The organism is Tardiphaga sp. 839_C3_N1_4, assembly GCF_051811045.1.
GTDB lineage: Bacteria > Pseudomonadota > Alphaproteobacteria > Rhizobiales > Xanthobacteraceae > Tardiphaga.
On the sequence record NZ_JBPWQD010000001.1, the window covers coordinates 5,387,919 to 5,406,249 of the forward strand.

Consider the following 18,331-nt stretch of genomic DNA (forward strand, 5'->3'; position numbering starts at 1 on the left):
CAAGTACGTTTTCGCTGGAGGCCTCTTAGGGAGCCGACGACCCTCAGCACCTTGCCGTAACTACAGGTGTTGTTCTGGACATAAACGACAGCAAAGGGGGGCAGGGTGTGGGGCTCCCGGGCAAGGATGGGCTGAGCCGACGCCTGCGCGTCAAACAGCAATGCGATACCGAAAATGAGCAAACGCATAACACATCCCATCATCCAATAACCGCATACAATACTTTTATTGAGATTTAGTTCGCTTTGCGAAACGTCGCACCGCCCGTGGCACAGGAGGTAACCACGATGGGGTACGAGTGTTCATGAACCTTCTAGCCCGACGGCTAGCGCAGACGGGAGCAGGGTTCTGCATCGCTCTTCCTATTTCTTCTGTGTCAGTCGGAGCCGGGGAGGTGTGCAGTCGGATTACTCCGTGCGGAGCATTTACATGGCTCGTTGACGTCGGAATGCTCTTGGCTCGATCAAGCCTTCATTCAAACGACGTAGCAGGCAAAGGGAAAGACGCAATGTTGAACTTGACCCAGAGTGCCGCATTGCCTGCCGCAATTGCATCCCTTCATCCATGCAGGGAATCAATCTTCAACATTTCCAATCGCGCATCCCTCTTCAGGTCGGATGCTGATCCAGACAAGAAGCCTGACCTAGCTGGACAACGTGACGTACTACACGCGGTCCTGGCGCGAATTGGCTGCGGGCAAGTTCTACTCAAACGAGGCGGTTTGCTTGACGTGAGCGCAATCGGTCGTGCGATACTGGAACGGGAATGTGGCGCCGCGAATGGGGAAACACTCTATAGCGCCGTCAAGCAACTCGTGAATCGCGCGGGAGCGCAAATTCCCGTTGGCTCGACATCATGGCTCGCGACTTCCTTCAGGGAAGGCGTTACCAGGCTTGTAAGCCAGATGATCAATGTTTGGACCGATGAAACCAGCACCATCATTCTGCTCGATCTTGACGCTCATCCAGAGCCGACGCCCGAGGCGCTGCGGCGCTTGTTCGGCCTTACAACCGCGGAAAGCCAGCTTGCAGTCGAATTGGCGCGTGGTCATAATTTGCTTGATATTTCTCGCTCCCGGCGTCTGAGCCGGACGACAATCCGCTCACACTTGGCCTCTCTGTTCGTCAAAACTCAAACAAGGCGGCAGGCGGAGCTGGTTGCGTTACTCGGGCGTGTCGCCGTCCTCCCGTCTCAGGGCAATTGAGTTCAGCGATAGTCAGCCAGAAAGCCGAAGTGAAGTGCGATCGATGGAGAGAGTCTGAGCTGATAGGGCATAGGTCCGCTTCGCTCGCACTAAGGGGCTCAATCGTTATGGCTAACCAGAGGAAACCTATAAAGCCACGAAAGCAGACGTTCAGTAGAGATAACAGGACGTCTACGAGTGTCAGCCTCGAGGATGCCTTTTGGGATGCGTTAACGGAAATTGCGCGCGAGGAAGGTGTTTCTCGGATAGCACTCATCAGGCGAATAGATCGCGACCGGGTTCACTCCAACTTTACGCCAACTATCCGAGTTTTCGTTCTGGAGCACTTTGTTGCCAAGGACCGCTCAATGATTGGCACCAATCCTCCTGGGTCAGATCCCTAGGTCGCCCGGAACGTTTCCGGATGCGAGAGTGCCTCGAGGTCGTGGGCCATCTTTTGGTATTCGTCGGCAAGCTGCGCGAATGCATTCCGTTTAACCGGGTCGGTGGCGAGCCTGCTAATGAGCTGGCACTCTTCAGCGTCCACGCGCAGTTTTTCCAATCTCTGTTTGATGTCCTGCATGCTATTTGGCCTCTATATGGGCTCGTACTGCCGCCTTCAACGCTCGAATGCCCACCAACGGCTTGCCTAGCTCGCGGGCCTTGTTTTGTACCGCCGTCGCCGGCCGTCCGAGGGCCGCGGCCGCTCGCAGAACTGTTGCACCGCTATCGGCCAGACCGATCAGTCGAGCAATGTCTTCTGGAGTCCATGTCTTGTTAATAGGGCGTCTTGCCATGACAGCACCTCAAGCGATCTTCCCATACCCTCTCTCGGTCAGCTTCACCTGATCGTTTACGACTTCGGCCAAGCCCATCTCAATCAGTTCACTCAACTGGTCTTCGGTGATCGGCGACATCTTTAGCCGGTTGGCGTAAATATCGCGAAGCGTCCAGTCGAGATCGATGTCGTCTTTCCAATTTCTCATCCCTCACCACGGTCGTTCCAAGCCGTTAGCCACGTTCGGCCACCCAAACCATGCCAATCACTTTGGCAAGTCAGCTGCATACATCCAGCCAATGTACCCGATGGCGGGGAGGGCGTCACATCGAGACGTTCCTGGATGAAAACTCTTTATTGACCGGACGAACGTGATCGACAAGGGGGGCACTGCGCCGCTCGCGATCAGGTCAGCCAGATAGTGTCCTCCGACCAGCAGTGTTGCAACGATCACAATGCCGTTGATCAATAGTGCAGGCACGAATGTATAAATGCGATCTCGCAGGGCGTAGGTCGTAACCAGGCCGAGCACCGTTTCTAGCCGTTCTTAATTCGGCGATGCAACGGGGGTCATCGAATGGGGCTTTCCGGCTTCACCGGCTCTTTGTGAAGTCCTGTGCCTTCCTCGTCTTCCACGACGACGTGGCGAGGTTTTGCGCCGGTCAGCGCGGACATGCTTGGCTATTAGCTCGGCCTGCCGCTTCGCCTGTTCATCATTTTGGAGCTCCAATCCCACAGGATCTACAAGCTTCGTGCCGTCGACGCTGGGGAAGTGATATCTGGGCATTTGGGTTCTCCGGCAGAGGAATGCGCACGCTTTCTGTCAGTCCCAAGTTGGGTACAATGGGCCCAGATCGGAGTTGTAAACCTCTCGTTAACCATGCTGGGTCAGCCTATAAGAGTGCGGTGGCACCGGACGACTTTGGGGACCGGCAGCCGCACCGAAGAGCCGTCCGGTGTAATGCCCGGGCGGCTTTTTCGCTGAGCTTGGGAGAAGGAACTTTCCGCAGACTGGGGAGCTTAAATCGCCATGCCCGACGTGAGGATGCCCACAAAACCACGAAAGCAGTCGTTTACCAGGCCCGACGGGACGTCGACGAGTATCAGCCTTGAGGAAGCCTTTTGGGAGGCGTTGAAAGAGATCGCGAGCGAAAAACGTATCTCGCCGACAGACCTCACCAGGCGAATTGATCGGGACCGGGTTCGAGGCAACCTTACCTCGACAATACGTCTTTTCGTCCTAGAGCACTTTATTGCGAAGTACCGATCGGCGACTGACGCCAACGCGAATAGGCAGCGAAAAGCCCGCCCCGGGGAAGGCGTCCGTTCTTGATAGTTGCCCCAATTACTTTTCAGATGACCGGAGCCGGGCGGGGTTTACTTCGGCCGAACGCTTTGATCGCCACCGGGACTGCCGGGCGGCGGAATCACCGGCGTATTGCTGCTATCTGAATTCGGCGTGGGTGCCCGCATTGCTGGATCGACATTGCTCGGCGGGCACAGAACGCCATCGGATTTCGCGAGTTTATCGCCCAACAGTTCCGGGCTCCGTCCCGTCGTTGTCGTGACGCCCAAACGATTGTACAGGCAGATGAAGCTGAACTGCGTTTGGCGATTTGGCGAGCGAAGGCGATAGCGCCCATCAAAGCCTGACTTTATTTGCGCTGGTGATCCTGGCGCGCACCAGCTTCTCTGGCGGAAGGGGCGGGGTGGCGCGGTGTACAGATAGCAGGTCCGGGGCCTCCGTAGAAGCGGGTAGCGGACCGGGCGGTGCAATGTTCTCAACATAAACCTTCATGCTCTCATTATGCGCGCATACTTCGCATTAAGCCATCATCCAAGGGCCTTACCGACTTCGCTTTCGTGATGTGCCTCGGCACTGTGAGATAAGCACGGAACGAGTCCGGTGACCCCACGTTCGAAAAGCAAGGGCTTCACGAACAGACAGGTTGTACTCCATGCAAAAGATTACGATGATCGGCGCTGCGGCGCTTCTCCTCGCGGCTGCCGCGATGACGAGTGCTTCCGCCGAGAAATCCCGCGCGCACCATCCCAGCCAGAGCGTCAACACGGGACAGGGCATGACGACCGGATCCGGCCACACTTATACAGGTGGGAACGCCGCGCTGAAGGGCAACAATGGCAATTCGGGGCAGGGGGACAACTCGCTGGGCAACATCAAGGGCGGCAACATCGGCGCCGGCAAGTAACATTGCGGAGGGACCATGAGCAAAGAAACTCCCAAAGATGATCCCCACTCGGAGTCAGATTGGGCTCCAACGAAACAAACCGACAAGCCCTGGAGAGGCGTGCCGGAAAAGGAACAGTTTGATCAGGACCGAGAAAAGCCGGACCTTGAAAAGTGGCACAAGACCGACACTCATTGACGATTGCGGCGGACTTGCATCGATCTTTTCGATGGGGCGACGATTGAGCCGTCCGAGCAATATGCTCGGGCGGCTTCTTTGCGAAAATGGTTTCGCGCCTTATGGATGGATGTCCACTAGACGGCGGCGTCGATCCTCTCCTGCTGTCTGGCCCACAGCTCGGACACGAAGCGGTGCCTCCGGCAACGGCATTCGCGACGTCTTCGGTGGCGGACCGTCATCCTCATCAAGGGATCGGAGAGCTGCGAGAATATCACCGATCCTAACAGTCTCATGGGAGCCTGGAATCTGGCGCAGCCACGGCTTCCCTTCGACGGTAAACGCATCTGATGCCCAAGCAGCTAGGATGCATCTCTTTTGCAGGGCGTCTAAGAAGGGATTCGCAAGAACCTCCCGTGGGTGCGTGAAGGTACTGGCGAGCAGAGAATTTGCGTGGATTTCATTCATCGACATGGCACTGCTTGTCATGTAGGGCCTCCTCACTCCTTTCGTTTAAAGGCGATTGTCGATGTAGATTTTCGCCGCGTTCGGTCAAGGGGTGAAGCTAAATTTTTTCGCACCCCTCACGACGTTCATCCCACTAACAAGGGAGAGAAAAATGGATTGGAACTGGGTCGAAGGAAATTGGAAGCAGATGAAGGGCAGGATCAAGGAGCAGTGGGGCAAGCTCACTCACGATGACCTCGACGTCATCCACGGCAAACGGGAGCAACTCGAGGGTGGTCTTCAAGAGCGTTATGGCTAGTACACTAAAGCCCCGCCCGCTCCGGTTCCGGTAGGCTACAACTGGCCGGGCTTCTGTCTTGGTGTCATGGGTGCTTACGCCTGGTCGGATCGCGTCAACGTCGGCGGTATCACGACACAGCTAGACCGGCTTGTTCGGCATTTCCGGTCACGCTTGAGGATAAGATTGTTCATTCGGCAGTGTCACCGGTCGCGTCGGTGTGACATCAGGCGCAGCGCGTTCTACGCCAAGGGCGGTTACGCATGGGCCGATGATCGCTTTTCGATCGCCGGCCTAGGCGGCAGCTTCAGCGAGAGCAAAGTGCTGTCGGGCTGGACCGTCAGCGCTGGCGTGGAATACATGTTCGCCCCCAACTGGTCGCTCAAGGGTGAGTACATGTATGCGGACTACGGCGGCGAACGTTACCTGACTGCATTTGCTTCCGGCGGTCTGGAGCTTGGTGCCACCACCCACACTGTGAAGGGTGGCATCAACTATCACTTCAATTGGGGCGGCTCAAACTTCTAAGTTCGAACACTGAATTCAGCAGACCGGGGCCCGGCGAAAGCCGGGCCTTTCCCTGCCTACGCATAATCTCGGCCAATGTCGGGAAGGCGTTACCGGGATTTGGTCAGAGGCTAGTGTCGGTCAGACCGCGACCACCGCCGAGATGCTAAGAACCGTGATCGCGTTGTGCAGCCTCTCGACAAACTCGACAGCGGTCTTGAGATTGGCATAGGTGCCGCCATTGCGCTGTTCGTGGACATTCGCGATGTCAGAACGGCTCGCGTCGCAGATGCAAGTAGCGAGGATTGAACTCGCCGCAGTCCGCCAGACCCGCCCAATTTCTGATGGTGAGAGACCCGCTCTTGAAGTCGGCAAGATCGGTGTCTCGAAGGTTGGCCAAAGCGCGGTTTACGGTAGCTAGCGACAGCCCGAGAGCCTCTCCCAGCTGATTGAGACCTATCGGCAGAATACACGTATCGTCACGCGTCAAGCCGGAAGCCCGCGATCGGTAGAAGAGTTCGCAGAATAGATGAGCCATGCGGGCAGGAGCGGATCGCGCGCTGTTGTTCGTGATTGCCTCGCGGAAGATGGCTGCGTCAATCAGGGTTTCACGCCAGATTGCAGCGCCAACCTTTGGCCTGCTATCGAATAACTTCATCAAGTCCCGATGCGGGACCGAGGCGACGACGGCCTTGCCGATCGCGCAGACGGCATGATCCATCACCTCGATGAAAAGACACTGTGAATCCGGCATGTCGCCAGCGAGATGAAAGGACAAATACTGGCGCGCGCCATTTGGCAGGAGATGATAGCGAGCCAGCATCCCTTCGACGACGATGGCGGACACCTTGGGTCGATCGCCCTGCCGAATGAAGTCCTCATGACTATCCAATTCGCGGACAGAGCACGGCAGCCGGCGGATCTCCAAAAGGTCCTCTTGGCTCAGGTGCGAGTGCTCTTTCAGTTTTTTTATAAGGACGACTAGAGGGTCGATTGTAGCCTCCTACGGGCTGAACCTGTTCGGCTGCGCTCAGCATCCTAGTCATCTTGACGGTGGCTTCAACTCGCTCGACAGCCAACCCTTGCTGCGCTCCATCGGATCGACCTCGCACCTTGAGCATCTGAACTCTGAATCTCCCTTTTCAAATGACGTCATCTTGCGATTGCACTTCGGGCATTTCGGCGCTGTAGACCCAATAACTGTCATTGGGTTTGCTCGCGAGCGTTGATCTCGCGCCGAACTTCTCGAACACTTGCGAAATGCAGGCCAAGTTCACGAGCTCGCTTTTTGACGGAAGCCATTGGTCGCTTCATAGCCGCACATGCTCGTAGAAGCGTAGCCCCCTCTGCATGCAACTGTTTGAGCTTCTCCAAGTCCGCATCTTGCCATGCGCGGGTTATCAGCTGACGCTCCGTCATGTCGGTTCCTCCAACGGTTCCTCGGGATGGAACCACAAGCCAGGAGGTGACGTCGTATCATTTGAGACGAATTACCGAGAGCGGATCTCAATGCTTTTGCGGTGCACTTTGCCGTTTTGCCACCCGGATCCTTGCCACCCGTCGCGTCGTCTCCACGTTGCTGGCAATGTAATCGCGCCTCGTGCCTTCCAGGGTCAGACTTCTGCATGTGATCGGTGGTGTCCTCAACCGAGGCTCAACGCGCAAGTTGAGGCAGCAGAAGCTTGCGATCGAAGAATGACGTCGTTGGCAGCTAGGCAGTACGCGTCGGGCCTGACCGGCTTGTCGAAACTGGAGGATGCTGTCTGGTTGGTCGAACAGCAACGTTAGGGAACATCGTTGCTTAAAGGCCCGGCGGGTAGGTCGCTCTACCGCCGGGCCGACCGAAGCGAGGCTTCTGGGGTCAAGATTCGGTCGCTGTCATCCTGCGTTAACTCGAGCCGGAAATCCATCAGCCGTTAGATTGAGGCAACTCGCTCAATCCTATTCTTGAAAAGTGAACGTGGAACAACTTTGGAGCGAAGTGCCGTCGCCAACATCTTGCAGACGCACATCGGTTCACCTTTGACGGTAGTGCACCTACATGTGTCGCCGTATGCAAATTTTATCAACCTGTCGATGTCCTGATCTGCAATCGCTGTTTCGATCTGATCGTCGTAAGTCAAAACGTGCTCCTCGCGGTAAGATCAATCGGGATACGAGACGGGAGCAAGAAAGTTTCAGTTCTTTTCTGGATCGGGCATGCTGCGCGGCAGATCAGTTTTCGGCGAAGCCTCGCCATCGAGCCAGTCCTCTTCTTCGGCCAATGCGAGCCATGCCGTTTCCATGCGCTTGAACCGATTCCTGGCCGGTTCGTTGTCGGCTGCGGCAGCCATTTCGGCGCAGTTGTGTGCGTTCGCGCGGTAAGTGTCGGACTTTTTCATCCCGGAAGCCTACGCTGTCCGGAGGGCGTGCGATAGGACCGCCCAGCAGGTGGAACTACTTCCCGGCTTGCGGCATAACTTCCGTATGAAACCAACGAAGTCGCTCAGGAAGCAGGCTCGTAAGGCCGAGGCCGTAGCTCAACGCTCCGAGGACATCGAGCATGCTGAGCTGATGCACGACCTGGCTGAAGCATTCCGCGCGCAAGCCGAGGCTCTGAAAGCTTCTAAGAAAAAAGGGAAGGTGAGAAAGTAGCTCCCCTTCACCGCAGGCCGCGAAGGTTAGTCATCAAGCGTCTCTGAGACGATCACGCCAGTCTTCGGATCTGCGTGAAAGTCCATCTTTTGACCATTCTTGATGCCTTCACCTTCCCATCGGCCATCATCAGCCTCAAGCTTGGTAACCTGCGAGTAGCCAGACTGCAGGACTTTCGCCTTTACTTTCTCGATTGGCATCCAATCCGGTCCAGGCTGATCAGCTCGCGCCATAGTCGATGGGCCGATTAGCAAGACTCCACAGAGAACAACTGCAGCAAACCTGTTCATCGCAACCTCCTTTGTTCTGTGTGAGCCAAATCAGAATACCGGAAGATCGTCCTTCGGTAGAAAGGCTTCACTGGATCTTCCGATTTCCGGCCTCCGTCAGTTTGACCTGGTCGTCCACGATTTCGACGAGGCCCATCTCCAGGAGTGCGCTGAGTTGGTCTTCCGTGATAGGGGACAGCTTCAGCCGGCCGCCGCTGATATCGCGGAGCGTCCAGTCGAGCTCGAAATCGTCACTCCAGTATTTCATCTAGTGGGGCCGTCGCCGGCAGAGGTTGAAAAACTAAAAGCCCGCCGGATCGTCCGCGCGGGCTTTTACTATCTAATTCCGAAAGCCAACGTAGAGACCAATCATGGTAATGGCCGATACCAAGATGAAGCAAAAAAGCCCCCACGCAATAATAGTGGCTTCATCTGGGGTATTCCGATTCGTCTTCTGAAGAACGTTCAATGGTCTCTCCCTGTAATCTCTATCGTCGGCGCTCGCATCTCGAGGCGAACTTGTGCAAAGCGTAGCGACGGTAGATCGCAGGGTCCAGAATGAATTGATGGTGCGCTGCAGCGTGGCGCGTAAAAGACGGAATTGCCGGACGGCCAGTCGCCAGCGCACCGCGATTGGTCGCACAGACAGTCGACAAGCGAACAATTCTCGAGATGGAGATAGCCCTTACGAAAGCCTGCGAGGTCTTGCCGCGCGAGTTGGACAGCCACAAGAACCGCTGTTTCGTCGCCAAGAAAATACTGAAGCGCGTGAATGCGGGTGAGCGCAGGTTCGGCGGTATGGTGTCCGCGGGTATGGCGGCAGTAGAGGCGCTACGGCGAAAGCAAGAGCAGGTTTGACGGCGTTTCCTGAACAATCGTTCAGGAAATTTATCCTGAGACGACGGAACGGGCCGTGCCGTCGCGCATTCAATCTCCGCTCATTCAAAGGGAGAAGATAATGCGCAAAGTTCTTTTGGCTCTCGCTGCCTTCGCTACCATCGGCGTCGCTGTTCCTGCCGCTACTTCACAGGCTGATGCTCAGACCGTAGTGGTGCGGCACGGCGGCGGCCATCACGGCGGCTACCATCGCGGGCATCGTGCCAACAAGGTTGTTATTGTGAAGCGCGGTCATGGCCACATGCATCGTGGAATCCACCACGGCCATCGCTGAGCCCATTGCACTTCAAATCAAAAGGCTCCCTCCCGGGGGCCTTTGTCGTTTGGCGCAACGGTGGGCGGATCAACCTTCGCGCTGGGTGAATAGGGCCATCGCGTTTTGCGAAGAAAGCGCGGCGCAGCTGCTTGTCGGAACTTACGTTCCATGGGCAGGTTGGGCTGGCGTGAAGAAGCCGCCCCAGCTCACCGGGGCCGCTTGAGGAAATTTCCCATGGCCAAAAAGCCAAAGCTTCTCGCCGACCTTTTCCATGACACCCTCAAGGATATTTCGCCGAGAAGAAGATTCTGGCCACGCTGCCGAAGGCCGCACAATCGAAAGAGCTCAAGGCTGCCTTCCTGAAGCACCAGAAAGAGACCGCCGGTCATCAAGCGGCTCGAAGGCGTGTTCAAGATTTTCGGCAAGAAGCCGACCGCCAAGAAGTGTGAAGCCATCATGGGTATTACCAAGGAAGGCGCAGAGATAATGACCGAATACAAGGGCATGCCTGCTCTCGATGCCGGTCTTGCTGCCGCGGCACAGGCGGTGGAGCACTATGAGATCTCCCGCTACGGCACGTTGGCGACCTGGGCGAGGGAGCTTGGGATGCCTGAAGCTGTCTCGCTTCTCGATGCCACGCTGAAGGAAGAGAAGGCCACCGACGTTGCGTTGACCGCGCTGGCCAATGCCTCCCACCCGTCGAAGAAACCTTTAGCGCAACAGTGGCTTATGTTTTCGCTGAAATGGAGAGCGAAGATGCGCCAAGGTACGTCGTTTCGGTTGATGGCATCCGATGCAGCGAGACAGGCAAAAGAAGCCACGGACCAAGCTGAAGCTCTCCGGCTTTTACAGATGGCACACTACTGGATCTCAGCTGCAGACAACGAGGACTGGCTGAATGCGAACTCGATCCATCATCCGGTGAGATCACCTGGCTCCGACTGAGAACTGAGAAACTTGGAACGATCGGAAGTAGCGGGACTTGACTCCGACAACTGTCGCACAGGGCGACGGTGAACGGGTGGCTGTGGCCATCAGAAAGCTCGCCATGAACATCCCGGCCGTCGACCGCGCCATCGATATTTATGGCGCCCTCTCAGGACATTCGGAAGCACCGGGCGTCCGCGCCCAGCTTTCCCAGCATCTTGACCAACTGCACAGTGAGGGGGAGACCGATCATCACCGCCTTACGGTGCATGGCCTCTCGTTCCTTCGGCAGAACGATCTTCAGCGCAACAGCTAGCCGCGCTGCATGGCTCGCTGCTTCTGCAATGATTTACGGAGCGTCGCTTTCGCAGAGTGAGCGCGCTCCTTGTCGCTCGCCGATTTCTTGATCGGACGAAATGGGCCGGTCTTGGAATTTCCGGCCATCGGCATTGCTGGCATCATCTGCGAGCAGGATTCCGACTGGGAAGGTTGAAGGCCCATAGGGGCCGATGTCCGTGTGCGCTTGGGCATATTTCTCAACCCGCCACTCAACCCAAAGTTCATTCGTGCACATCAAGCGGCGGCAAAAAGCACCTCGTCCCTTTAGAAGGCCGGCATCAGAACCGCGAAGAGGCGCGGCGACCTACGGCGGCGGCGGCCATACTGGCCGCGCCGGAACAAGAAAGTCAGAAATGCGTTCTTTTAGGCATCAAACACTGGAGGATGCCATGGACGATCTGAAGAACAGGCAGCCCGATCGCAGCAAGATCAACATGCACGAGGCGCATGAGGTCAAGTATTGGACCAAGGAGCTCGGCGTGGACAAAGACAAGCTGCAGAAGACGGTCGACAAGGTCGGCAACTCAGCCGCCGCAGTTCGCAAGGAGTTGGCAGCCTGAGCCCGTCAACAGAATCCCTGCACGAGCAATCCGTAAAGATCGCGCTGGATTACCTGGCGGGGGTTGGGCGCTTGCGCGATCCGCAAGAAGCGTTTGAATTTATCGGGAAGTATGTCGCGTACCAGATCGGGCAGGGGATCGTTAGTCCTCTGCTGCTGTCGAACCAAGCGATTACAGCCTACGAGCGCTATAGGGAAAAGACGTCACTCCGGTTGGTGGAGTATGAGTGATGATGCCGCTAATCCGGCCTTGGTCGGCCGAAGAAAGTGAAAAACTTAAAGCCATGGCTGAAGCGGGTGCATCGCCGATCAAAATTGCTGCGGCCATGAAACGTAATGTGCAGGCCGTCAGACGTCAGGCGAATCGATTGGGGATGTCTTTGCCCACAACTCGAGAGACGCGTAACCGACAGCGTGCGTTAGAGGCGGAAGCCACAAGGTCTTCAGCATGCCATCGCAAATAGGAACAAGCTGTGCGTTCCGTAGTTGCCATGGAAACGGAGGTTCCCATGCTTACAGACGATCAACTGATGGTTCTGCGGGAAATCGATAACGCCTTTGCTTTTGACGATACAGCCAAGGCTGAAGAGTTGGTGCTGGACGGCTATGTTCAGAAGGACGGCGACCTTTATCAGCTCACGCCGAAGGGTGAGAAAAGTCTGCTCGACAACGGCGTCTCGGCATAGGCTTCATCGTGAAGGGATTCTAGACCTCACACAGAAGCTCAGGGAGTACGACGAGGCGCTCCGGGACCGGTTGTCGCTCGAGGCGTCAAATTACATCGCACAATTGAAGGACATTGAGCCAACCGAAAGCTGCCGGCTTTTGGAGGCGTCTGTTGCGGGTCCCCGATTTGAACCTATTGCTGTCTTGGTACATGAGGTTAGCAATTCACGCTCGACGCGGAAAGTGCTCGACCTTTGGATGCCCGCCGCGACCCATTGTTGTGGCTGATGCGGTCAGCGAAAATTCTCTTCACCGCCATTGATGTCCGGATGTGCTCGAAAAGTCCGTCTAAGTACGCTGTTGTACGCGAGGGCCCTCGGTTGCTCGCATTGACGTTGCTCGTCGCGCAGTCAACTCTCGCCATCGAACGCTTTGCGATTGGGAGGCTTGGTGAGATACAGACGTCGAGAGAAGAACGGAGGAGAGCAGTCACCGGCTGCTCCCCTTTCAAAATCTGCTGAACCGCAGACGATTGCATTCTCCCAGCGGTTCACCTGCACGATCGACGAAGCATGCGAGGCGACCGGTTTGGGACGCACGAAGCTTTACGAACTGATAGGAGCGGGGCATCTCGCGACCACAACGGTCGGACGTCGGCGACTCGTGGCAGTACAATCACTTTTGTCGCTTCTTAAAGCGAACATGTCGACGTGATGAGGCGACTTGAGTGGCGCGGCTACATTTTGGTTCGTGTTTTCCTTCACGCTCTCATTTTGAGGACGCGACCGTTCTCCCTCAACGGATCAAGCGCGTCAGCCCACCACCGCATCATCCGAACACGCTCCTGCCAGAATTCGACGCCGTGGGTATAGGCGCTACGGATTCGTTCGCGCGGCAGAGCCAAATTTGTAGAGGCCGATTCTCGCCTATTTGAAATCGGCGTCGCGGGTGCTCGGCCAGGATAGGTATAGTAGATCAAGATATCGGGCAATGTTCTCAGGCCCCTCGTGTCCGAAGCTGCGAAGTATGCTATCCTACCGAAACCGGTTAGTGGGGCTGAGCCTGTCCAACGCTTCGAGTATGCCAACGAGCGCTACTGGAGGCGGCGGTGATCAGAGGGGCGCCGAAGCTGTCCCAACTGACCTAATCGGCCTCCTTTAACTGTTCGCTGCGATCCATATCGAAGCGGTTTTTGGCGAAGCACGCTCCCATGTGATCGGTCTCATCGAAAAGCAACGCGCCCCTCCCATATCGGGAATGGTGCCGTAGTCTGCCTGCCGGTGGTGCTGGTCGAGGATATCCGCCCGCTGGCGGCCGGGCATTCGTTGTCCCGGCAAAACTCAGTCAACATTCGCAAATTGTTGGTATCGACGTTGGTAGCGTCTCGGATCAACCTAAAAAATCATGTGTCTTGTCAATATTATAGCTTTGCAATGCGGAGCCGCCCCTGGGCACCAAAGCTCCCGAGGCCAGCCGATGGTGCTGGCAAAGCCAGCGAGCAATGTAATTCCCGTAATCGCACGGCGCGCTTGCCGAGTTTGACCGTCTAGGCCCCTCTCCCGTCGGGCGGCGAGCGCTTTGATCGTTCTCGCTCAGATCGTCCATTTCGGATATTTGAGAAAAGCGAGTAGTGGGACGTCCGCTCCCCGCGGTACAACGTCTCGCTGTTGTGCTGGGAAATTCCTCATGCGGAAGACTATGGCGCTCGATCGACGAAGTGTTCTTGTGTTTGCTGCGATCTTGGCCCTTCCGCGCCTGGCCGTCGCGCAGGTGGCGCCCGAGCGGCGGCGCGTCTCATTCCTGCTGAGCACCGCCTATGACGAGCCTATGACCGTTGCACGCCTGGCAGCGATGAAGGCCCGACTTGGCGAGCTTGGATGGGTCGATGGGCGTGCGATCGAGTATGAAGCGCTGTCGTGTCTGAACGATCCGGTCCAACGCAAGGCGATGGCCAAGCAGATCGTGGCACGGACACCGGATCTGATCATCACGGGTGGCGTGCTCGATGCGCAGGCCATTCTGAGCGAGACCCAGACCATTCCGCTCGTCTTCTCAACGGCAGCGGATCCGGTCAGCAGCGGATTTGTGCAGAGCCTGGTGCGCCCGGGGGGGAATGCCACGGGCTTCACGACCAGCCATCCATCGATGGGGAGCAAATGGCTGGAAATTCTTCTGGAGCTTGCGCCTCGCGTCAAGCGCGTCGGTGTGATCTTCAATCCGCTCTCCGCGCCGCGCAATGGCGACTACTATCTCGATCCGTTGAGGGAGATGGCGTCATCTTTCGGCGTTGACATCATCCCGCTTCCGATTTCGGACCCAGACAACATATCCGCGCAGATTACCCGACTTGGCGGTGCACCGGCTGGCGGGCTTGTCGTGACGCCGGATGCGTTCACCGTCCTCAACCGCAAGGCGATCGTATCCGCTGTCGCGGCAAATGCGGTCCCGGCGGTCTATTCCTATCACTTCTTCATGACCGAAGGTGGCCTGGTCTCCTACGGGTTCAAGTATGAATCGGTGGCGTCGGAGCGCTCGGAGCTGGTGGAGGCGATGGTCGAATATATCGACCTGATCTTGCGCGGCGCCAAGCCCGCGGAGCTGCCGGTGCGATCGCCGCGCACCTATCAGCTGATCATCAATCTCAAGACTGCGAAGTCACTGAATCTGACGGTGCCGCCGGTGCTGCTGGCCCGTGCGGACAAGATCATCGAATGAGTGCGATCGGCGCCGATCGCGATGCACGACCGCCGGTGCGCGGCGGTCTGTTCCGCAAGTATCTCGTCTCCTTTCTGGCGGTCGTTTCGGCGGCGCTAATCGCCAACAATGTGATCGACGCGATATTCTCCTATCGCGAGCAGCAGCGCCTGCTGATCGCCGTGCAGCGCGAGCAGGCCGGCGCCGCGGCGGACAAGATCGATCAGTTCCTCAAGGAGATCGAGCGGCAGCTCGTCTGGTTGTCCCAGCTCTCGCTGCAGATGCTTCCGCCGGAGGAAATGCGTATCACCGGCATCCGCCTGCTGCGCCTGACACCGGCGATCTCCGAAATTGCTCAGCTCGATCCGCAAGGTCGCGAGCAATTGCGGGTGTCGCGCTATGTGCGTGACATGGTCCGCAGCAACACGGACCTTTCGCAGTCTCCCGCCTTCGTCGATGCCAAGGCGCGCGGCATCTATTACGGACCGATCTTCTTCTTCCGCGAGACCGAGCCCTATATCACGGTTGCCGTGAGCGGCACGGATGGCGGCGTGACTATCGCCGATGTCAATCTGCGCTTCATGTGGGATCTCGTCTCGCAGATCAAAGTCGGGAACGAGGGGAGTGCCTTCGTCGTCGATACAAGGGGGCGTTTGATAGCCCATCCCGATCTCCGCCTTGTGCTGAAGAACACCGATCTGTCGGGGCTTCCGCAGGTTGCGTCCGCGCTCGCGGGCAACGCCGACAGCGACGCGGGTTCCGTTGTCACCGATCTGGCGGGGAAGCGCGTTCTGTCAGTTCACACATCCATCACGCCGGTCGGCTGGAAGGTGTTCGTTGAACTGCCAACTCACGAAGCCTATGCGTCGCTTTATGCGTCGATGCTCAATTCGGCGCTACTGCTGCTTGTCTCGCTGTTCTGTGCGTTTCTCGCGGCGCTGTTGCTCAGCCGACGTATGGCCGATCCCATCCGTGCGCTGACGGAAGGCGCTGAACGCATCGGAAGCGGCGATCTCGATCAGAGACTTGTCATTCGGACGGGTGATGAACTGCAGACTTTGGGCGAGCAGTTCAACCGGATGGCAGAGCGCCTGCGGGAGTCATATCTGACCCTCGAAGGACGGGTTGCGGCGCGAACGACTGAACTCGCACAGGCGCGCGATCAAGCGATCGAGGAACGGGCAGAAGCGCATCACGCGCGACAGGCGGCCGAACTGGCCAACGAAACCAAGTCGCGCTTCCTCGCGGTGGTCAGCCATGAACTGCGGACGCCTCTCAACGGCGTGATGGGCGTGCTGCAACTGCTCGATAACAGCCGCCTGGACGGGCGCCAGATCCGGTTGCTCACGGCCGCCAAGGTCTCGGGCGATACCCTGCTCGCACTGATCGAATCGATTCTCGACTATGCCCGCCTCGAAGCGGGCGCCGACAAGCTCGAGTTTCGCAATTTTCGCCTGGATCAACTGATCGAAGCGGATCTGGATCTGTTGAGGCAGGAGGCGGAGGCGAAGGGATTGACGCTGGGCCTGTCGATGCGAGACGAAGTGGCCGCGGACGTCGTCGGCGACCCGATCAAGCTCAGTCGGCTGGTGCTCAATTTGCTCGGCAATGCCGTCAAATTCACCGCGCGGGGCGGCATTCAGGTCGATCTCGCATTCGATACACCGGATGCTCCCGGCATGCTCCATCTGTCGGTCACGGATACGGGTATCGGAATCGCGCCGGACATTCAGGAGCGCATCTTCGAAGACTTCGTGCAGGCCGATAGCGATATCGAGCGTCGGTTCGGCGGCACGGGGCTTGGTCTTGCCATTTCCCGCCGGCTGGCGCGGCTGATGGCCGGGGATCTCTCGGTTCGCAGCGAACTCGGCAAGGGAAGCACGTTTACTTTGTCCATTCCCCTCGACCGGGCGCAACCGGGGCCGGCCGTTGTCGAGGCGAGAACTCCGGTAGCGAAGCTGTCTGTAATGCTCGTGGATGACGATCCGGTCAATCGCGATGTGGGGCATGCCCTCCTTGTTCGTCTCGGCCACGAGCCTGTCGTGGCATCAAGCGGAGCCATGGCCCTGGAGCTTGTTCGCTCGCGCGCCTTTGACGTCGTGCTCATGGATGTGCATATGCCGGAGATGGACGGCATTGCCACGGCCAGGCTCATCCGAAAACTGCAACTTGATCGATCGCCACGGATTATCGCGCTGACAGCCGACTTGTCGGATCGTACACAGGGGCGGCTCACTGCCAATGCCATCCATGCGCGCGTCAGCAAGCCGATCACGCTACAAGCGCTGCAAGCAGCCTTGCAGGCGGGTGTCGACGATCTGCCGGGCACCCCGGTTGGTGCGCCCGAGCTCACTGCTGGTTCTCTCATCGATGACGATTTCTTCAATGATCAGGAAGAATTGTTAGGGGTGCCCCGGTTGCGTGGTCTGCGCACCATCTTCCTTGACACCTGCCTTCCACTGACGCGGAGCATGGTGGAAGCGGCCAGGATGGGCGATCGGCATCACATGCAACGCCTGGCGCATCGGATCGGTAGTGCGGCCAGTGCGCTCGGTCTCGAACGCCTGTTCTTCCAATGCAACGGGATCGAGACCGACGCGGTGCGATTTCCGGCGGATGCGCTTGAAGCTGCTGCCGTGCAGTTGGAGGCGACCTGCCGTGAATCGATCGCTGCGCTCAATGAACGGTTGCGAGAGCCCGAACAGGCCTAGCGCTTTGATTCGATCGTGAGTTTGTAACCTATGCCCGTCAGGTGGTGATCAGGGGCTGGTTGCTGCCGCTGGCGAGTTTGCGCCGGAGCCTGGCAACGAGGGCGTCGACGGTACGTATATCGACATCGGTCTGCCGATTGCTGACGACTTCGATCAGATACTCCCGGCTGAGCGGCCTGCCATCGGCACCAACCAGCGCTGCGAGCAGATCGAATTCGGCGCGCGTGAGATGCACCAGCTCGCCGCCGAGCGTGGCCAGTTCGCGTCGCACGAGATCGATGATCCAGCGCCCGAATACGATCGTGGTGCCGGCGATCGCGGCGTCACGCTCGATCGCGCGTCGCCTGAGGACCGAGCGCGCGCGCGCGAGCAGGTCGCGAAGGTTGATCGGTTTCGTGACGTAGTGATCGCCAGCCACTTCGAGGCCAAGGATCCGATCAACTTCGGTATCGCGGCGCGTGACGAATATGATGCCGGCCTGGCTTACGCTCTGGATTTCCCTCGCGAGTTCGAACCCGTCGCCGTCCGGAAGCTGAACGTCGATGAAAACGAGCTCAGCGCCGTTCTTCCTGATCTTCTGACGGCACTCAGCGCAATTTGCCGCTTCGGCGACGTCAAAGTTGTGATCGGTGAAGTAACCGGCCAGCATGGCCCGCGTCACGGGGTCGTCCTCGACGATCAGGAGCCGGTCGCGGCGCTGCGAATCTCGGTTAAATGAAGGGGCCGGCGCCGACATCTAGTGCTCCTGCCGTATCAATGGAATGGCATCTGACCGAAAGCAAGTGATCTGTCCGTTGTTG

Annotated in this window: 23 protein-coding genes and 3 pseudogenes; 15 read left to right on the forward strand and 11 right to left on the reverse strand. The window is 57.8% G+C overall.

Annotated elements, in window-relative coordinates:
• Positions 1 to 508 precede the first annotated feature (508 nt).
• A complete protein-coding gene (locus tag AB8A38_RS25800; protein ID WP_309948560.1) occupies positions 509 to 1,204 on the forward strand; it encodes a helix-turn-helix transcriptional regulator in 696 nt (231 codons plus the stop codon).
• Positions 1,205 to 1,311: 107 nt separating this feature from the next.
• Positions 1,312 to 1,587, forward strand: coding sequence for a ribbon-helix-helix domain-containing protein (locus tag AB8A38_RS25805; RefSeq protein WP_309948558.1), 276 nt, complete (start codon positions 1,312 to 1,314; stop codon positions 1,585 to 1,587).
• Here the strand turns inward: AB8A38_RS25805 and AB8A38_RS25810 are convergent.
• From AB8A38_RS25810 to AB8A38_RS25825, 4 genes are all read right to left on the reverse strand, one after another.
• Complete coding sequence (locus AB8A38_RS25810) at positions 1,584 to 1,766, reverse strand: hypothetical protein (RefSeq protein ID WP_309948557.1); 183 nt, start codon at positions 1,764 to 1,766, stop codon at positions 1,584 to 1,586. The two genes, AB8A38_RS25805 and AB8A38_RS25810, sit on opposite strands and share 4 nt — an antisense overlap.
• 223 nt (positions 1,767 to 1,989) lie before the next feature.
• On the reverse strand, positions 1,990 to 2,169 hold the full coding sequence (locus tag AB8A38_RS25815; protein ID WP_309948555.1) for a hypothetical protein: 180 nt from the start codon (positions 2,167 to 2,169) through the stop codon (positions 1,990 to 1,992).
• Positions 2,170 to 2,226: 57 nt separating this feature from the next.
• The gene (locus AB8A38_RS25820) at positions 2,227 to 2,493 is read right to left on the reverse strand and encodes a hypothetical protein (RefSeq protein WP_374725726.1); all 267 of its coding nucleotides are present in this window, start codon (positions 2,491 to 2,493) and stop codon (positions 2,227 to 2,229) included.
• Between the two features lie 15 nt (positions 2,494 to 2,508).
• Positions 2,509 to 2,748 (reverse strand): DUF6894 family protein, encoded by a 240-nt coding sequence (locus AB8A38_RS25825; protein WP_374725725.1) that lies wholly within the window; start codon positions 2,746 to 2,748, stop codon positions 2,509 to 2,511.
• A 258-nt stretch (positions 2,749 to 3,006) separates the two neighbouring features.
• On the opposite strand from AB8A38_RS25825, the gene AB8A38_RS25830 reads away from it, so the two are divergent.
• Complete coding sequence (locus AB8A38_RS25830) at positions 3,007 to 3,294, forward strand: ribbon-helix-helix domain-containing protein (RefSeq protein WP_439088607.1); 288 nt, start codon at positions 3,007 to 3,009, stop codon at positions 3,292 to 3,294.
• Positions 3,295 to 3,338: 44 nt separating this feature from the next.
• On the opposite strand, the gene AB8A38_RS25835 is transcribed toward AB8A38_RS25830, so the two are convergent.
• Positions 3,339 to 3,746 carry a hypothetical protein gene (locus AB8A38_RS25835; protein ID WP_374725733.1) on the reverse strand — a complete coding sequence of 136 codons (408 nt, stop codon included), beginning with the start codon at positions 3,744 to 3,746 and terminating at the stop codon, positions 3,339 to 3,341.
• Positions 3,747 to 3,919: 173 nt separating this feature from the next.
• On the opposite strand from AB8A38_RS25835, the gene AB8A38_RS25840 reads away from it, so the two are divergent.
• The 4 genes and pseudogenes from AB8A38_RS25840 to AB8A38_RS25855 all read left to right on the forward strand — a co-directional run bounded on the left by AB8A38_RS25840 (position 3,920) and on the right by AB8A38_RS25855 (position 5,600).
• Positions 3,920 to 4,171: a hypothetical protein gene (locus tag AB8A38_RS25840; RefSeq protein WP_309948551.1), complete on the forward strand. Its 252-nt coding sequence runs from the start codon at positions 3,920 to 3,922 to the stop codon at positions 4,169 to 4,171.
• Between the two features lie 15 nt (positions 4,172 to 4,186).
• On the forward strand, positions 4,187 to 4,348 hold the full coding sequence (locus tag AB8A38_RS25845; RefSeq protein WP_309948549.1) for a hypothetical protein: 162 nt from the start codon (positions 4,187 to 4,189) through the stop codon (positions 4,346 to 4,348).
• 598 nt (positions 4,349 to 4,946) lie between these two features.
• Positions 4,947 to 5,090 (forward strand): annotated as a pseudogene (locus AB8A38_RS25850) (CsbD family protein); the annotation flags it as partial.
• Positions 5,091 to 5,258: 168 nt separating this feature from the next.
• Positions 5,259 to 5,600: an outer membrane protein gene (locus AB8A38_RS25855; RefSeq protein WP_439087869.1), complete on the forward strand. Its 342-nt coding sequence runs from the start codon at positions 5,259 to 5,261 to the stop codon at positions 5,598 to 5,600.
• A gap of 247 nt (positions 5,601 to 5,847) precedes the next feature.
• On the opposite strand, the gene AB8A38_RS25860 is transcribed toward AB8A38_RS25855, so the two are convergent.
• Both AB8A38_RS25860 and AB8A38_RS25865 read right to left on the reverse strand, forming a co-directional pair.
• Complete coding sequence (locus AB8A38_RS25860; protein ID WP_093760764.1) at positions 5,848 to 6,573, reverse strand: Crp/Fnr family transcriptional regulator; 726 nt, start codon at positions 6,571 to 6,573, stop codon at positions 5,848 to 5,850.
• 1,183 nt (positions 6,574 to 7,756) lie between these two features.
• Positions 7,757 to 7,960 carry a hypothetical protein gene (locus tag AB8A38_RS25865; protein ID WP_309948544.1) on the reverse strand — a complete coding sequence of 68 codons (204 nt, stop codon included), beginning with the start codon at positions 7,958 to 7,960 and terminating at the stop codon, positions 7,757 to 7,759.
• A gap of 49 nt (positions 7,961 to 8,009) precedes the next feature.
• Between AB8A38_RS25865 and AB8A38_RS25870 the strand changes: the two genes are divergently transcribed.
• Complete coding sequence (locus tag AB8A38_RS25870; protein WP_439087870.1) at positions 8,010 to 8,213, forward strand: hypothetical protein; 204 nt, start codon at positions 8,010 to 8,012, stop codon at positions 8,211 to 8,213.
• A gap of 26 nt (positions 8,214 to 8,239) precedes the next feature.
• Here AB8A38_RS25870 and AB8A38_RS25875 read toward each other — a convergent pair whose 3' ends face one another.
• The 3 genes from AB8A38_RS25875 to AB8A38_RS25885 form a co-directional block, all read right to left on the reverse strand.
• Positions 8,240 to 8,503: a PepSY domain-containing protein gene (locus AB8A38_RS25875; RefSeq protein ID WP_309948541.1), complete on the reverse strand. Its 264-nt coding sequence runs from the start codon at positions 8,501 to 8,503 to the stop codon at positions 8,240 to 8,242.
• Positions 8,504 to 8,570: 67 nt separating this feature from the next.
• The gene (locus AB8A38_RS25880) at positions 8,571 to 8,750 is read right to left on the reverse strand and encodes a hypothetical protein (protein ID WP_309948540.1); all 180 of its coding nucleotides are present in this window, start codon (positions 8,748 to 8,750) and stop codon (positions 8,571 to 8,573) included.
• A gap of 756 nt (positions 8,751 to 9,506) precedes the next feature.
• A complete protein-coding gene (locus tag AB8A38_RS25885; protein WP_309948538.1) occupies positions 9,507 to 9,659 on the reverse strand; it encodes a hypothetical protein in 153 nt (50 codons plus the stop codon).
• 210 nt (positions 9,660 to 9,869) lie between these two features.
• Between AB8A38_RS25885 and AB8A38_RS25890 the strand changes: the two are divergent.
• From AB8A38_RS25890 to AB8A38_RS25920, 7 genes and pseudogenes are all read left to right on the forward strand, one after another.
• Positions 9,870 to 10,328: pseudogene (locus tag AB8A38_RS25890) on the forward strand (YciE/YciF ferroxidase family protein); the annotation flags it as partial.
• A 355-nt stretch (positions 10,329 to 10,683) separates the two neighbouring features.
• Entirely contained in the window at positions 10,684 to 10,878 is a 195-nt protein-coding gene (locus AB8A38_RS25895) for a hypothetical protein (RefSeq protein ID WP_089268093.1), read from the forward strand.
• 412 nt (positions 10,879 to 11,290) lie between these two features.
• Positions 11,291 to 11,461, forward strand: coding sequence for a DUF3606 domain-containing protein (locus tag AB8A38_RS25900; protein WP_439087871.1), 171 nt, complete (start codon positions 11,291 to 11,293; stop codon positions 11,459 to 11,461).
• A gap of 508 nt (positions 11,462 to 11,969) precedes the next feature.
• Positions 11,970 to 12,146 (forward strand): hypothetical protein, encoded by a 177-nt coding sequence (locus AB8A38_RS25905; protein ID WP_172980498.1) that lies wholly within the window; start codon positions 11,970 to 11,972, stop codon positions 12,144 to 12,146.
• 430 nt (positions 12,147 to 12,576) lie between these two features.
• On the forward strand, positions 12,577 to 12,840 hold the full coding sequence (locus AB8A38_RS25910; RefSeq protein ID WP_374725723.1) for a helix-turn-helix domain-containing protein: 264 nt from the start codon (positions 12,577 to 12,579) through the stop codon (positions 12,838 to 12,840).
• 972 nt (positions 12,841 to 13,812) lie between these two features.
• Positions 13,813 to 14,841, forward strand: coding sequence for an ABC transporter substrate-binding protein (locus tag AB8A38_RS25915; RefSeq protein WP_439087872.1), 1,029 nt, complete (start codon positions 13,813 to 13,815; stop codon positions 14,839 to 14,841).
• Positions 14,838 to 17,531: an ATP-binding protein gene (locus tag AB8A38_RS25920; RefSeq protein ID WP_439087873.1), complete on the forward strand. Its 2,694-nt coding sequence runs from the start codon at positions 14,838 to 14,840 to the stop codon at positions 17,529 to 17,531. The genes AB8A38_RS25915 and AB8A38_RS25920 overlap by 4 nt, the downstream gene beginning before the upstream one ends.
• Here the strand turns inward: AB8A38_RS25920 and AB8A38_RS25925 are convergent.
• Positions 17,528 to 18,267 (reverse strand): annotated as a pseudogene (locus AB8A38_RS25925) (response regulator). The gene AB8A38_RS25920 and the pseudogene AB8A38_RS25925 overlap by 4 nt on opposite strands.
• Positions 18,268 to 18,331 lie beyond the last annotated feature (64 nt).

Bases quoted from the DNA above. Each gene is read 5' to 3' on its own strand.
- AB8A38_RS25800 (WP_309948560.1), top strand. From the start codon at position 509: ATGTTGAACTTGACCCAGAGTGCCGCATTGCCTGCCGCAATTGCATCC.
- AB8A38_RS25805 (WP_309948558.1), top strand. From the start codon at position 1,312: ATGGCTAACCAGAGGAAACCTATAAAGCCACGAAAGCAGACGTTCAGT.
- AB8A38_RS25810 (WP_309948557.1), bottom strand. From the start codon at position 1,766: ATGCAGGACATCAAACAGAGATTGGAAAAACTGCGCGTGGACGCTGAA.
- AB8A38_RS25815 (WP_309948555.1), bottom strand. From the start codon at position 2,169: ATGAGAAATTGGAAAGACGACATCGATCTCGACTGGACGCTTCGCGAT.
- AB8A38_RS25825 (WP_374725725.1), bottom strand. From the start codon at position 2,748: ATGCCCAGATATCACTTCCCCAGCGTCGACGGCACGAAGCTTGTAGAT.
- AB8A38_RS25830 (WP_439088607.1), top strand. From the start codon at position 3,007: ATGCCCACAAAACCACGAAAGCAGTCGTTTACCAGGCCCGACGGGACG.
- AB8A38_RS25840 (WP_309948551.1), top strand. From the start codon at position 3,920: ATGCAAAAGATTACGATGATCGGCGCTGCGGCGCTTCTCCTCGCGGCT.
- AB8A38_RS25845 (WP_309948549.1), top strand. From the start codon at position 4,187: ATGAGCAAAGAAACTCCCAAAGATGATCCCCACTCGGAGTCAGATTGG.
- AB8A38_RS25865 (WP_309948544.1), bottom strand. From the start codon at position 7,960: ATGAAAAAGTCCGACACTTACCGCGCGAACGCACACAACTGCGCCGAA.
- AB8A38_RS25875 (WP_309948541.1), bottom strand. From the start codon at position 8,503: ATGAACAGGTTTGCTGCAGTTGTTCTCTGTGGAGTCTTGCTAATCGGC.
- AB8A38_RS25880 (WP_309948540.1), bottom strand. From the start codon at position 8,750: ATGAAATACTGGAGTGACGATTTCGAGCTCGACTGGACGCTCCGCGAT.
- AB8A38_RS25885 (WP_309948538.1), bottom strand. From the start codon at position 9,659: ATGGGCTCAGCGATGGCCGTGGTGGATTCCACGATGCATGTGGCCATG.
- AB8A38_RS25895 (WP_089268093.1), top strand. From the start codon at position 10,684: ATGAACATCCCGGCCGTCGACCGCGCCATCGATATTTATGGCGCCCTC.
- AB8A38_RS25900 (WP_439087871.1), top strand. From the start codon at position 11,291: ATGGACGATCTGAAGAACAGGCAGCCCGATCGCAGCAAGATCAACATG.
- AB8A38_RS25905 (WP_172980498.1), top strand. From the start codon at position 11,970: ATGCTTACAGACGATCAACTGATGGTTCTGCGGGAAATCGATAACGCC.
- AB8A38_RS25915 (WP_439087872.1), top strand. From the start codon at position 13,813: ATGCGGAAGACTATGGCGCTCGATCGACGAAGTGTTCTTGTGTTTGCT.
- AB8A38_RS25920 (WP_439087873.1), top strand. From the start codon at position 14,838: ATGAGTGCGATCGGCGCCGATCGCGATGCACGACCGCCGGTGCGCGGC.